The sequence below is a fragment of the Candidatus Hamiltonella defensa 5AT (Acyrthosiphon pisum) genome (assembly GCF_000021705.1).
GTDB classification, from domain to species: domain Bacteria; phylum Pseudomonadota; class Gammaproteobacteria; order Enterobacterales; family Enterobacteriaceae; genus Hamiltonella; species Hamiltonella defendens.
Window position 1 is genome coordinate 522,983 of sequence record NC_012751.1, and the last position, 13,064, is coordinate 536,046.

A 13,064-nucleotide genomic window follows, 5' to 3' on the forward strand; every position below is an offset into this window, starting at 1 on the left:
TTGACTCCCAGATGAGCAAAAAATGTCTACCCTTTTAAAGGAGAAAGAATACTCAATTGCGGTTTTTGTAGTTGATTGGGGTAGTCCAACGTGTAATGTAAACCTCTGCTCTCCTTTCGCATCATGGCACAACGAACCATCAGTTCTGCGGTTTGTAATAAATTACGCAATTCCAGCAAATGATTAGAGATACGGAAATGAGTGTAATATTCGTTCACTTCCTGCTTTAAAGTATTAATACGACGCAACGCCCGTTCCAATCTTTTAGTGGTACGAACAATTCCCATATAATCCCACATAAATAAGCGTAATTCATGCCAGTTATGTTGGATGACCACTTGCTCATCAGAATTATGAACCCTGCTTTCATCCCAATCAGGTAGTACATCGCTCAGATGTGATTGAGGTAAATGAGCCAAAATATCCTCGGCGGCTGACCAAGCATACACCAAACATTCCAGTAACGAATTAGAGGCCATACGGTTGGCTCCATGCAAACCCGTATAACTGACTTCACCGATGGCATATAAGCCTTCCAGATCTGTACGTCCCTGGCGATTCACCATAACTCCTCCACAAGTATAATGTGCAGCAGGCACAACCGGGATGGGTTCTTTCGTTAAATTAATTCCTAATGAAAGCAATTTTTGATAAATCATAGGAAAATGTTGAACAATAAATTCACTAGATTTATGGCTGATATCGAGATACATGCAATCTGCTCCAAGCCTTTTCATTTCATGATCAATGGCTCGAGCCACAATATCCCTGGGGGCTAATTCAAGGCGCGCATCAAAATCAGGCATCAATCTACTACCATCAGGTCGCTTTAAATAAGCCCCTTCACCCCGCAAGGCTTCCGTTAATAAAAAATTAGGGGCTTTAGGATGAAACAAACAGGTAGGGTGAAATTGATTAAATTCTAGATTAGCCACTCTGCATCCTGCACGCCAAGCCATGGCAATTCCATCACCAGAAGAAATTTCAGGATTGGTGGTATATTGATAAACCTTGGCGGCTCCCCCTGTCGCTAGTACAACTATTTTCGAGCGAAAGGTTTCTACCTGCTTGCTATCTCTATTCCAAACATAAGCGCCAACAATTCGTTGATTTTCAGTATTGCCCATTTTGCCTGAAGTAATGAGATCCACCGCGTTATGGCGTTCTCGTATACAAATATTGGGGTGATCCAAGACTTTTTTGATTAAAGTATTTTCTACTTCTTTGCCCGTCGCATCGGCACTGTGTAAAATACGCCGATGTGTATGACCTCCTTCACGAGCTAAATGATAGCGCTCTTGGCCGATCGAATTTATTTCAGTATCAAATAGAACACCCTGATGAACCAGCCATTGTATACATTGAGAGGCATGACTGGCGACAAATTCGACAATCTCTTGATCGCACAGCCCTGAACCGCTGATCACGGTATCCTGCACATGTGAGCTGATACTATCTGCTTCATCAAAAACTGCCGCGATACCTCCCTGAGCATAAAAGGTGGCCCCTTCGTTTAATAATTCCTTACTGAGAAGGGTGATGCGACAATGTGGAGCAAGACGTAACGCTAATGATAAACCTGCAGCACCACTGCCAATGATTAATACATCGGTCATTTGTTCAGATAATTTTTTCATAAAAATATGATGTTTGAAGAATGAAAATGAATTTCATGGTAGCTTATGCCGCTCAACAAAAGCTGCGGTTATTCGTTTTTGTGATTTTTTTCTAGAATATAAACAAAATAAAGCAGTGGGTATGACATTTTTTAATAAAATCAATTGTGGAGAATGTATCCTGAATGACCGAACGGTTAACAGATCAAGCGTTGGTTGAACGAGTTCAATCAGGAGATCAACAATCTTTTAACTTGTTGGTTATTCGTTATCAGCATAAAGTTGCAAAGATAGCATCTCGGTATATCCCTTCTTCGGATGTTCCGGATGTGGTACAAGAATCTTTTATTAAAGCTTATCGTGCTTTAAAATTATTTCGTGGTGAAAGTGCTTTTTATACCTGGTTATATCGTATTGTGATTAATACAGCAAAAAATCATCTCATTGCTCAAGGGCGTCACCCACCAGCCAATGATGTTGATGCCGATGATATCAAAAATGACGAAAATATCACTGCGCTAAAAGAAATATCGAACCCTGAAAGCTTATTATTGTCTGAAGAGCTGCGACAGGCTATCTTTAATGCTTTAGAACTACTCCCCGAAGATTTACGAGTCACAATTACTTTGCGTGAACTAGAAGGTTTGAGTTATGAAGAAATAGCCAATATTATGAATTGTCCTGTAGGTACAGTTCGTTCACGTATCTTTCGAGCCAGGGACGCGATTGATAATAAAATTCAGCCACTGATTCAACGATGAATAACCATCAAAAAAGGTATTTTATATGCAGAAAGAAAAACTTTCCGCTTTAATCGATGATGAAATTTTAGATGATGAGCTATTACATCTTTTATCAAAAGATAAAGTGCTTCAGAAAAGTTGGCAGAATTATCATTTGATTGGCGACGCTTTACGCCATGATTTAGCTAATCCTCTCTGCCTGGATATGTCTGATCGTATTTTAGAAGTCATTAAAAACGATCCTATATGTATTAATACATCTGCACCTGCGATTGAAACCAGTCGTGATACTGATGATATTCCTTTTTGGCAAAAAATTCGGCCTTGGGTCAGTCAATTGACTCAAATTGCCGTTGCGGCTTCGGTATCTCTGGTGGTCGTTCTCAGTGGTCACTATCAATCATCTGATCAATCTGAATTACCCACGTTTAATATTAGTCCTATGATAGAGTTAAAACCGGCTCCAGTCAGTTTTGGGCTTCATTCTAATGTGGGGACTCATGCAGGAAAAAGTCATCATATGAAAAAACCATCAGAAGAAGAGCAAAACGCTTCTGAGGAGTTTAATTTATTACACAAATTTGAATTAAAGCGGCGCACCTCCTTGCCATTAGAGCCTCATCCTCCTTTGCCAGAGTCATACAATTGATCTTTAAAAAAAAAGTAGTCGTAATGCATCCATTTTTGCTTTTCGTGATTTTATTGATTGCTGCTCTTTCTCCTAATTCGGCGGGTTCTGAGCAACCGAACGCCGGTATGATGTTGCAAGAAATGAGCACCGCCATTCGATCACTTAACTATGAATTTAATTACATTCAGGCTGATGAGCAAGATATTGATTCTTTACGCTATCGTCATGTTATCTTAAACGGAAAAACATTCGCTCAGTTACTGCGTATGGATCAACTTCGAGTTGAAGTACGTCAAAACAATGATCAAATCAGTTATTTTCAATCTGACTTAACACCTTTCACATTGCTAGGCACTCACATAGTAGATGCATTTCCTTCTGTTGTTTTTTCTGATTTTTCAATGCTTTCACAGTATTATCACTATATTTTTGTAGGGAAAATGCGTATCGCTGATCGTATATGTCAAATCATTCGAGTGCTTCCGAAAGAAAATAATAGATACAGCTACTTTATTTGGTTAGACGAAGTCACCAAATTGCCTATGCAAATCAATTTACTGAATCTGAATGGTCAAACATTAGAGCAATTCAAGGTTATTTCATTGAATATGGACGATAACCTGACTTCTTTTGTGCAAAATTTAAAAGCGCCTGTGCCTCCTTTAATGAAGCTTCCTGAGGAAGAAACCGTCAATTTTGATTGGTTTCCAAAGTGGCTGCCTGCAGGCTTTGTTGATATTCCTCCTAATGAACATCAACTGATGCATAAGAAAAAATTCTTGGCCTCTCGTTTTTATACGGACGGCCTGTTTAGTTTTTTGATTACTGTCTCCCCTGTGAATAAAAAAAATAATACCGAAAGTCATTTTCAACAAAGTCGTCGTACAATTCAAACTCAGGTGCGTGATCATATTCAGATGACCGTCGTTGGCGAAATTCCTCTTTCGACCGCTAAGCGTATTGCAGATAACTTAATTTTAAAAATAAATAAATGAACTATAAAAGAAATTTTTCTATTATTGCCCATATTGATCACGGAAAATCTACTTTATCTGATCGTATCATCCAGCTTTGTGGTGGATTAACAGAACGTGAAATGGCTTCACAAGTGCTCGATTCTATGGATTTGGAGCGTGAACGCGGCATTACTATCAAGGCCCAGAGTGTGACTTTGTATTATCAAGCTCAAGACGGTAATACCTATCAACTTAACTTTATTGATACTCCTGGCCATGTCGATTTCTCTTACGAAGTGTCGCGTTCTCTGGCAGCCTGTGAAGGCGCTTTACTGGTCGTAGATGCAGCTCAAGGAGTTGAAGCACAAACTTTGGCAAATTGCTATACCGCCCTTGAGATGAATCTGGAAGTGGTTCCTGTCCTCAATAAAATAGATTTACCGGCATCAGACCCAGATCGAATTGCAGAAGAAATTGAAGACATTGTCGGTATTGATGCGACAGATGCCGTACGTTGCTCTGCCAAAACAGGTATAGGCATCGCCGATGTTTTAGAACGCTTAGTGCGAGACATCCCTGCTCCGAAAGGGGATCCCAAAGGCACATTACAGGCTCTGATTATTGACTCATGGTTTGACAACTACTTAGGGGTAGTTTCTTTAATTCGCTTAAAAAATGGGACTTTACGTAAAGGTGATAAAGTTAAAGTCATGAGCACGGGGCAAATTTATAATGTAGAGCGCCTTGGTATTTTTACTCCGAAACGTTTTGATACAGACATACTCAATTGTGGTGAAGTAGGTTGGTTAGTGTGTGCGATTAAAGATATTTTAGGCGCGCCAGTGGGAGACACCTTAACATTAAGCCGGCATCCCGCTGAAAAGCCTTTGCCTGGCTTTAAAAAAGTCAAACCCCAAGTGTATGCGGGCTTATTTCCCATCAGCTCTGATGATTATGAATCCTTCCGTGATGCCTTAGCTAAGTTAAGCCTGAACGATGCCTCTTTGTTTTTTGAGCCAGAAAATTCAGGCGCTTTGGGCTTTGGTTTTCGCTGCGGTTTTCTAGGTTTACTGCATATGGAAATTGTTCAAGAACGTCTTGAGCGAGAATATCATCTAGACCTGATTACCACGGCCCCTACTGTTGTCTATGAAGTAAAAACTGTAAAAAAAGAAATACTCTATGTGGATAGCCCCTCTAAGTTACCCGCATTAAGTGAGATCGAAGAGTTACGTGAACCTATTGCAGAATGCCACATTCTGCTACCACAAGAGTACTTAGGCAATGTTATGACCCTGTGTGTGGCAAAACGAGGGGTTCAAGTGAATATGGTGTATCACGGTCATCAAGTGGCTTTGACCTATCACATTCCGATGGCAGAAGTCGTACTGGATTTTTTTGATCGTTTAAAATCCACCTCCAGAGGTTATGCTTCTTTGGATTACAATTTTAAACGTTTTCAAGCTTCTGATATGGTGCGAGTGGATATCTTGCTCAACACTGAGCGAGTCGATGCACTGGCTTTAATCACACATCGTGATAATGCCGCTTCTCGTGGCCGAGAACTGGTAGAAAAAATGAAAGACTTCATCCCAAGGCAGCAGTTTGACATCGCCATCCAGGCGGCAATTGGTCACCACATTATTGCTCGGGCCACGGTAAAGCAATTAAGAAAAAATGTGTTAGCAAAATGTTATGGCGGCGATGTCAGCCGCAAAAAGAAGCTTTTGCAAAAACAAAAAGAAGGTAAAAAGCGCATGAAGCGAGTCGGTAATGTTGAATTACCACAAGACGCTTTTCTCGCTATTTTGCATATTGGAAAAGAGAGTAAATAGAAAATCAGGAATCAATAAATATGCCTAACACTTTCACCTCAATGGCCAACACCTTCACCTTGATTCTAGCGCTTGCCACCTTGTTGACTGGTATCATCTGGTGTATCGAGCGCTTTATATGGGCCCCTGCGCGCCAAAAAAAAAACGTGGCCATTTCTACTGAAACAGCAAGTGACGTCATTCAACAACCGTGTTGGATAGAAACCGCTGTCTCCATTTTCCCTGTATTATTAATAGTATTTTGTGTTCGCTCATTTGTATACGAGCCTTATCAAATCCCTTCTGGTTCTATGATGCCAACGTTACTGATAGGCGATTTTATTTTGGTTGAAAAATATGCCTATGGTATTAAAGATCCCATCACTCAAACAACACTGATACCGACAGGCCACCCAAAAAGAGGGGATGTCGTTGTATTTAAATATCCTTTAGATAAAAAGGTAGACTTTATTAAGCGCGTGATTGGATTACCGGGTGATCATGTCCGCTATGATCCTGTACGAAAAGAGGTCCATGTTCAGCCTTCTTGCCAACCTGATAATGATTGTGATCATCAGGTGATGACCTATAGCACTGCTCAACCGAGTAATTTTGTACAAACATTTGTTTTCAACCGAGATAAAAATACCTCAACTGCTTTCCTTCAGATACCCCTTCAACAATCTGTACCAGACAATGGCATTCGCCAGAATGAGCGCATTGAGACTGCGGGCTCTGTAAGTCACCCTATTTTGATACTGCCAGGCACAGCAGATCAAATGCGTTCCTATTATAGGCAACAGGGGCAGCCTATTGGCTCTTGGGTGGTCCCTCATGGGGAATATTTTATGATGGGGGATAACCGTGATAATAGTGCAGACAGCCGTTTTTGGGGGTTTGTCCCTGAACGTAACCTGGTTGGCAAAGCCACTGCAATATGGATGAGTTTTGAAAAACAAGAAAATGAATGGCCGACAGGAGTACGTTTGAGTAGGATTGGGTCTATTGATTAAACTTATTTGACTTTCTGACTATTGAAAAAAGGCATTTTAACGTAATGTCTTTATGTATATTAACCGATTATAAATAACAATGAATTCTATTAATATCAACAGTCTAGAACTTAAATTGAGATATTCTTTTAAAGAAAGATCGCTTCTTCTACAAGCTCTGACTCATCGTAGTTTACACACGCAACACAATGAACGTTTAGAATTTTTAGGGGATTCTATATTAAGCTTTGTGATTGCAAATCAGTTATATCATCGCTTTCCTGAAATTAATGAAGGGAATATGAGCCGCATGAGGGCCACTTTAGTCAGAGGGGATACTTTAACTGAAATCGCTCGTGAGTTTGATATTGGAGCCTACTTACAACTCGGGCAAGGCGAACTCAAAACGGGTGGGGCTCAACGTGAATCTATTTTAGCAGATAGCATCGAAGCCATTATTGGCGCTATTTTTTTAGACAGTGATATTCAAACAGTAGAAAAAACCATTTTGCGTTGGTACCACAAACGTTTAGAACAGATTAATCCAACCCATCATCAAAAAGATCCAAAAACACGTTTGCAGGAATATATGCAAAGCCACCAACTGCCGTTGCCTTTTTATCTGCTCGCTCAGGTTTGTGGTGAAGCACATGATCAAGAGTTTACTATTCATTGCCAAGTCAGTGGATTAGAGGAACTGGTTGTAGGAAAGGGCTCTAATCGCCGCAAAGCTGAACAGGAAGCAGCAGAAAAAACGTTGAAAAAGCTGGAATTTGAATGAAGTTAATACAAGATGAACAAAAAAAAACAGAAAACACCTATTGTGGATTTATTTCCATTTTAGGTCGTCCAAATGTGGGAAAATCAACACTGCTTAATCAACTTCTCGGGCAAAAAATTTCCATCACCTCTTCTAAAGCTCAAACTACCCGTCATCGCATCATGGGTATTCATACTCAAGGGTCTTATCAAGCGATTTATATCGATACGCCGGGATTACATATTGAAGAAAAACGGACTATTAATCGTTTTATGAATCGCGCCGCTCGTAGTGCGATTGGAAATGTAGAGCTGATTATTTTTATGGTGGAGGGGACACATTGGTTTCCCGACGATGAGATGATAGTCAATAAGCTCAGAGGAGTGACATGTCCCGTTTTATTGGCGGTCAACAAAATCGATCATGTCACAGATAAATCAATATTATTGCCTCATATTGCTTTTTTAAAGCGAAAACTGAGCTTTTTGGACGTCCGCTTTTTTGATTTGGTCCCTATCTCTGCAAAAAAACGAATACAAATTGATCGTATTGAGCAAATTGTACGTCAACACCTCCCTGAAGCGCCTCACCATTTTTCTGAAGACCACATCACAGATCGCTCTGAACGTTTTATGGCGTCAGAAATCATTCGTGAAAAATTGATGCGATTTTTAGGTGAAGAATTACCTTATTCTGTCACGGTTGAAATTGAAAAATTTGAAGTGAATGTTCGAGGGGCTTATCACATTCATGGCCTTATTATTGTCGAGCGAGAAGGACAAAAAAAAATTGTGATAGGTCATCGAGGGTCTAAAATCAAAACGATGGGAATTGAGGCGCGCCAAAATATGCAACAACTCTTTGGCACTAAAGTTCACCTTGAGCTCTGGGTAAAAGTAAAATCAGGTTGGGCCGATGATGAACGTGCATTGCGTAGCCTCGGTTACAGAGACGACCTAAGATAACCCGTTCATTTTATGCATCATCACTGGCATCGATCGTTTATTCTTCATCGCCGCTCTTATAGTGAAACCAGTTTAATACTGGATTTATTGACTGAAAACGAAGGGCGGATATCTCTGATCGCAAAAGGAGCACTTCGCCCTCGATCTGCATTAAAAGGCTATTTACAACCTTTTACGCCCTTACTTTTGCGTTGGAGCGGAAAATCAGCGATAAAAACCTTATGTGGTGCGGAACCCATTTCTATTGCCGTGCCTTTAACTGGCATTTTCCTGTACAGCGGTTTATATGTTAATGAGCTTTTATCTCGCCTGTTGCTACCAAATATTGATTATCGTGCGCTTTTTTTTGATTATCTCGACTGTTTGGAGGCATTAGCCAGTGCTCAAGATACATCGGAACGGGCACTACGCCGTTTTGAATTAGCACTATTAACGCATCTAGGCTACGGTGTTGATTTTCTTCATTGTGTAGAAACGGGCGAACCTGTGGTCGCTCAAATGACTTATCGTTATCAACATGAAATCGGCTTTATCAGAAGCCCGGAGGACGACTCTCTTGGTTTTACCGGCCATCAATTACAATCACTAGCCAAAGGTGCATTTTATGATCAAGAGACACTGAAAGCCGCCAAACGTTTTACTCGAATCGCATTAAAACCTCATCTTGGACATCGGCCTTTAAACAGCCGCTCATTATTTAGAAAATTTAACCTTTAGAAAAAAATTCACGTAGAATAAATTTGCGTTTTACGCTTTACTTTTAAAAATCAACCACAGATTTATGTGCCTCAATTTTTCAATTTGGGATAAAAAAATGGAAGAACTTGATGTAGTCAATCGCATTCATAACGCCGGAAGTTGGGTGATCGATAATCGTGATTTATTAATTGAATATGCCATCAATATAGTGGCTGTTGTTCTGATCATGATAACGGGCTCAATTGTGGCGCGAGTAGTTTCGAAGACGCTTAACAAGATGATGAAAAATCGAAGTATCGACGCCACGGTCTCTGATTTTTTATCAACCATGGTGCGTTACAGCATTCTGGCCTTTACCATTATTGCCGTGCTAGGACGGCTTGGGGTACAAACTGCCTCCGTCATTGCAGTCATAGGTGCTGCGGGCTTGGCAGTGGGCTTGGCACTACAGGGTTCTCTGTCGAACTTTGCTGCAGGCGTATTACTGGTGGCTTTTCGTCCTCCTTTCCGGGAAGGCGAATTCGTTGACCTAGGCAGCGTTTCTGGCACTGTATTACACGTGCAACTGTTTTCAACGACCTTACGTTCTCCTGATGCAAAAATCATCGTCGTTCCTAACGGAAAAATTATCGCAGGTAATATTATCAACATCACGCGTGAACCTGAACGCCGGACTGAAATCATCGTTGGTGTCTCTTACGATGCGGATATAGATGTCGTTAAAAAAGTCCTGGGAGAGGTTATTGCCGCTGATCAACGTATTTTAGCGGATAAAGAAGTCATCGTACGTTTACACGAAATGGCGGCGTCTTCATTAAATTTTGTGGTTCGGGTTTGGACTCTCAACGCTGATGCTTGGCCAGTTTACTGGGATTTAATGGAAAATTTTAAACGAGCATTAGATACACACCAGATCGGTATTCCTTATCCACAAATGGATGTCCATCTTCACCAAATCAAAAAATAAATTTTTCGATTACAATAATCTGCTTATATTGAGGAAACAAAATGAAATTACATCAGCTTATTCATTCATTCATCGTTTTATTTAGTCTCTTTCCTATCATGTCAAAAGCAGATCAATGGCCCTCTGGGCCTTATGTTGCCACTTCAGGGATCGCAAATGTAGAGGCGATTCCTGATATCGCCAACCTCATTATTAACGTGAATATATTGGCTAAAGATGCGGCTGATGCTAAAAAACAGGTCGATCATCGTGTTAACCAGTACTTTGATTTTTTAGAAAAAAATCAAGTAGATCAAAAAGACATTCATGCGGCTAATCTGATCACAGAGCCGGAATACGATTATCAAAAAGAAGGGAAAACTTTATTAAAAGGCTATCGAGCCATACGTGAAGTAAAGGTGCAATTACGCCAAATGGATAACTCAATACACTGCTCGATCAGGCCTTAAAATTGGGATTAAATGAAATTCGAGCACTCAAATTCAGTGTCGCAGATCCAGATCTTTATCGTAAAAAAGCACAGCAAAAAGCCATCGAAAACGCCAAACAACAGGCGCAACTTTTAGCCCAAAGTTTTCAGTCTATATTGGGGCCCATTTACAGTGTCCGATATCATGGAGAGGCTGCTTATCAGCCTAAGCCCCTTCTGAGCACCTACAAGACAGAAAACAGCATTTCATCTGATACCGCTTTGACTTATCAAAAACAAAGGATTCAATTTACAGATCAGGTTGATGTTGTATTTGAGCTTGAAAAAAAACATTAAGGTTTGTTTCGCTGCGATAAATAATGTTGAACTAAAACATAAAACATAGAAACCATAAGGCCTGCCATACCCGATAACAAAATAATAAAGGCAGATTGAGGTGAATCTTTTTTCACGGGTTCGTTAGGTTTTTGCAGATATTCGAAGGGGATGATTTTGATATCTGATAATTTTATGGACTGTAATTTCTCTAACTGTAATTTGGCCATAGGTAAATTTACATCATCATTAATTGACATTCCTTTATTATCAATAATAAAGGAAAGTACACTTTTTTTTATGTTTATTTTATTTGTAATCTTGTTATTAAGTTTTTCGTCAAAAATAGCAGATATATAATTGATATATCCGTTTAATAAATTTTGAGCATCTTTAGCAGTATCAGCACTATAGGATAAGGTATAAAATACGTAACCTTTAAAGTCATTTTCTTTATTTGATTTTGAATATTCGATATGAATATTTTTAATAATATCAAGCATGAATTGATTTCTATTTTCTGGATGATCTTTTATTAATTTTTGAAAATAACTCGTATTAACTAAATATTTCTCTTTAAGAACATTTGAGTTAAATAATTGAATAAAAAGGGAAAGTAAATTTTTTTGATCAAAATTTAAAGAAATATCAAATAATTTTAATTTATAAGATAACAGTTCGAAAGGTTGCAGTTGATTGTCATCGATATAAGTAATTATAGCCTTACTGGTCCATTTTTCTGGCAATTTATAACATATCAGAGCACTCACAATCACAAAAAAAATAGTGATGAAAAAAATTTTTACTTTATTTTTAAAAAAAATTGCAAGCAAATCAATTAAATCAATTTCATCTGTTGAAGGTTTTAGATCTAATGTGTTTTCAGACATATTAGAATGCTTTTTTTGATGACAAAGAACATTTTGTATTTTTTGATCACTCATTAACCGCTCCGAATTTTAAGATGAATTTATTGTTAACAGAAAACTTTTTAAAAGGTTAATCGTGCCCAAATAGATCACGAGTAAACACTTTTTTTGATACATCGTTCAAATGATATGTAGGGCGATTTGCAATAATTACATCTGATTTATTTTTAAACCTGACCAGGTCCTCTATTACTTGGCACCCAAAAAACGTCTTTTCTTTTAAAACTGGCTCATAAACGACGATCTCAATACCTTTCGCATGAATGCGCTTCATAATCCCTTGAACAGAAGAAGTGCGGAAATTATCTGAGCCACTTTTCATAATCAAACGATAAATCCCCACTACTTTAGGCTTTTTTTGAAGAATGGCATCCGCAATAAAATCTTTACGAGTACGATTCGAGTCAACGATGGCCTGAATTAAATGCTGAGGCACGTCCTGGTAATTCGCTAGCAACTGTTTAGTGTCTTTAGGGAGGCAATATCCGCCATAACCAAATGAGGGATTATTATAATGATGCCCAATACGGGGATCTAAACTCACCCCTTCAATAATTTGTCTCGTATTTAGCCTATGGCTGGCCGCATAGGTGTCCAACTCATTAAAATACGCCACCCTCATCGCCAAATAGGTATTGGCAAAAAGTTTAATCGCTTCAGCTTCAGTGGCATCGGTAAAGAGAGTCTCAATGTCTTTCTTGACAGCCCCTTGTTTGAGTAAATTTGCAAAAATTTCAGCTCGTCGAGAACGCTCGCCCACTATAACCCGTGAAGGGTATAGATTATCATGTAGGGCCTTTCCCTCACGCAAAAATTCAGGACAAAAAATAATATTATCGCAGGCAAATTGCGCTTTTATTTTAGATGTGAAACCAACAGGAACGGTGGATTTAATCACCATCACTGCCTTAGGATAACAACGACTCACATCATCAATGACCTCTTCCACCGACTCAGTGTTAAAGCAGTAGGTCTTTGCATCATAATCAGTCGGGGTGGCTATTATGACAAAATCGGCCGCTTTGTAAGCCTCTTCTTTATTCAAAGTGGCCCTTAAATTGAGCGTTTTATGTTTCAGAAAGTGTTCAATATCCCCATCCGCGATGGGTGATTGTTTTGCATTAATCAAATCAACCTTTTCTGGCACGAGATCAAGCGTTACCACTTCATTATGTTGAGACAATAAAATAGCATTAGAGAGTCCAACATAACCTGTGCCAACGACCGCAATTTTCATTCAAATTTCC

12 protein-coding genes and 1 pseudogene are annotated in these 13,064 nt (G+C 39.2%); 10 read left to right on the forward strand and 3 right to left on the reverse strand.

Annotation, left to right across the window (positions count from 1 at the left end; all coding sequences use genetic code 11):
- Positions 1-26: 26 nt before the first annotated feature.
- Positions 27-1,637, reverse strand: a complete 1,611-nt coding sequence (gene nadB, locus HDEF_RS02560) for an L-aspartate oxidase (RefSeq protein ID WP_012738237.1) — start codon at positions 1,635-1,637, stop codon at positions 27-29.
- Between the two features lie 164 nt (positions 1,638-1,801).
- Between nadB and rpoE the strand changes: the two genes are divergently transcribed.
- The 10 genes and pseudogenes from rpoE to HDEF_RS02610 all read left to right on the forward strand — a co-directional run bounded on the left by rpoE (position 1,802) and on the right by HDEF_RS02610 (position 10,909).
- On the forward strand, positions 1,802-2,377 hold the full coding sequence (gene rpoE / locus HDEF_RS02565) for an RNA polymerase sigma factor RpoE (RefSeq protein ID WP_012738238.1): 576 nt from the start codon (positions 1,802-1,804) through the stop codon (positions 2,375-2,377).
- Between the two features lie 25 nt (positions 2,378-2,402).
- Positions 2,403-3,008 (forward strand): RseA family anti-sigma factor, encoded by a 606-nt coding sequence (locus HDEF_RS02570; RefSeq protein WP_012738239.1) that lies wholly within the window; start codon positions 2,403-2,405, stop codon positions 3,006-3,008.
- A gap of 23 nt (positions 3,009-3,031) precedes the next feature.
- Positions 3,032-3,985, forward strand: coding sequence for a MucB/RseB C-terminal domain-containing protein (locus HDEF_RS02575; protein WP_015873108.1), 954 nt, complete (start codon positions 3,032-3,034; stop codon positions 3,983-3,985).
- Positions 3,982-5,781: a translation elongation factor 4 gene (lepA, locus tag HDEF_RS02580; RefSeq protein ID WP_015873109.1), complete on the forward strand. Its 1,800-nt coding sequence runs from the start codon at positions 3,982-3,984 to the stop codon at positions 5,779-5,781. Before HDEF_RS02575 ends, lepA begins: the two co-directional genes overlap by 4 nt.
- Before the next feature lie 41 nt (positions 5,782-5,822).
- Positions 5,823-6,773, forward strand: coding sequence for a signal peptidase I (gene lepB, locus HDEF_RS02585; protein ID WP_015873110.1), 951 nt, complete (start codon positions 5,823-5,825; stop codon positions 6,771-6,773).
- A 79-nt stretch (positions 6,774-6,852) separates the two neighbouring features.
- Positions 6,853-7,533 carry a ribonuclease III gene (rnc, locus tag HDEF_RS02590; RefSeq protein WP_015873111.1) on the forward strand — a complete coding sequence of 227 codons (681 nt, stop codon included), beginning with the start codon at positions 6,853-6,855 and terminating at the stop codon, positions 7,531-7,533.
- Positions 7,530-8,477 carry a GTPase Era gene (era, locus tag HDEF_RS02595; RefSeq protein WP_015873112.1) on the forward strand — a complete coding sequence of 316 codons (948 nt, stop codon included), beginning with the start codon at positions 7,530-7,532 and terminating at the stop codon, positions 8,475-8,477. Before rnc ends, era begins: the two co-directional genes overlap by 4 nt.
- Positions 8,478-8,489: 12 nt before the next feature.
- On the forward strand, positions 8,490-9,194 hold the full coding sequence (gene recO / locus HDEF_RS02600; protein WP_015873113.1) for a DNA repair protein RecO: 705 nt from the start codon (positions 8,490-8,492) through the stop codon (positions 9,192-9,194).
- A 97-nt stretch (positions 9,195-9,291) separates the two neighbouring features.
- Positions 9,292-10,143, forward strand: coding sequence for a small-conductance mechanosensitive channel MscS (mscS, locus tag HDEF_RS02605; RefSeq protein ID WP_015873114.1), 852 nt, complete (start codon positions 9,292-9,294; stop codon positions 10,141-10,143).
- A 41-nt stretch (positions 10,144-10,184) separates the two neighbouring features.
- Positions 10,185-10,909: pseudogene (locus HDEF_RS02610) on the forward strand (oxidative stress defense protein).
- Here HDEF_RS02610 and HDEF_RS02615 read toward each other — a convergent pair.
- Positions 10,906-11,832, reverse strand: a complete 927-nt coding sequence (locus HDEF_RS02615; RefSeq protein ID WP_015873115.1) for an LPS O-antigen length regulator — start codon at positions 11,830-11,832, stop codon at positions 10,906-10,908. The pseudogene HDEF_RS02610 and the gene HDEF_RS02615 overlap by 4 nt on opposite strands.
- 55 nt (positions 11,833-11,887) lie before the next feature.
- A complete protein-coding gene (locus HDEF_RS02620; protein WP_015873116.1) occupies positions 11,888-13,054 on the reverse strand; it encodes a nucleotide sugar dehydrogenase in 1,167 nt (388 codons plus the stop codon).
- Positions 13,055-13,064 lie beyond the last annotated feature (10 nt).

Coding starts and splice junctions, on each gene's coding strand:
- lepA (WP_015873109.1), top strand. CDS start 3,982: ATGAACTATAAAAGAAATTTTTCTATTATTGCCCATATTGATCACGGA.
- mscS (WP_015873114.1), top strand. CDS start 9,292: ATGGAAGAACTTGATGTAGTCAATCGCATTCATAACGCCGGAAGTTGG.
- HDEF_RS02575 (WP_015873108.1), top strand. CDS start 3,032: ATGCATCCATTTTTGCTTTTCGTGATTTTATTGATTGCTGCTCTTTCT.
- rnc (WP_015873111.1), top strand. CDS start 6,853: ATGAATTCTATTAATATCAACAGTCTAGAACTTAAATTGAGATATTCT.
- HDEF_RS02570 (WP_012738239.1), top strand. CDS start 2,403: ATGCAGAAAGAAAAACTTTCCGCTTTAATCGATGATGAAATTTTAGAT.
- era (WP_015873112.1), top strand. CDS start 7,530: ATGAAGTTAATACAAGATGAACAAAAAAAAACAGAAAACACCTATTGT.
- lepB (WP_015873110.1), top strand. CDS start 5,823: ATGGCCAACACCTTCACCTTGATTCTAGCGCTTGCCACCTTGTTGACT.
- rpoE (WP_012738238.1), top strand. CDS start 1,802: ATGACCGAACGGTTAACAGATCAAGCGTTGGTTGAACGAGTTCAATCA.
- HDEF_RS02620 (WP_015873116.1), bottom strand. CDS start 13,054: ATGAAAATTGCGGTCGTTGGCACAGGTTATGTTGGACTCTCTAATGCT.
- recO (WP_015873113.1), top strand. CDS start 8,490: ATGCATCATCACTGGCATCGATCGTTTATTCTTCATCGCCGCTCTTAT.
- nadB (WP_012738237.1), bottom strand. CDS start 1,637: ATGAAAAAATTATCTGAACAAATGACCGATGTATTAATCATTGGCAGT.
- HDEF_RS02615 (WP_015873115.1), bottom strand. CDS start 11,832: ATGAGTGATCAAAAAATACAAAATGTTCTTTGTCATCAAAAAAAGCAT.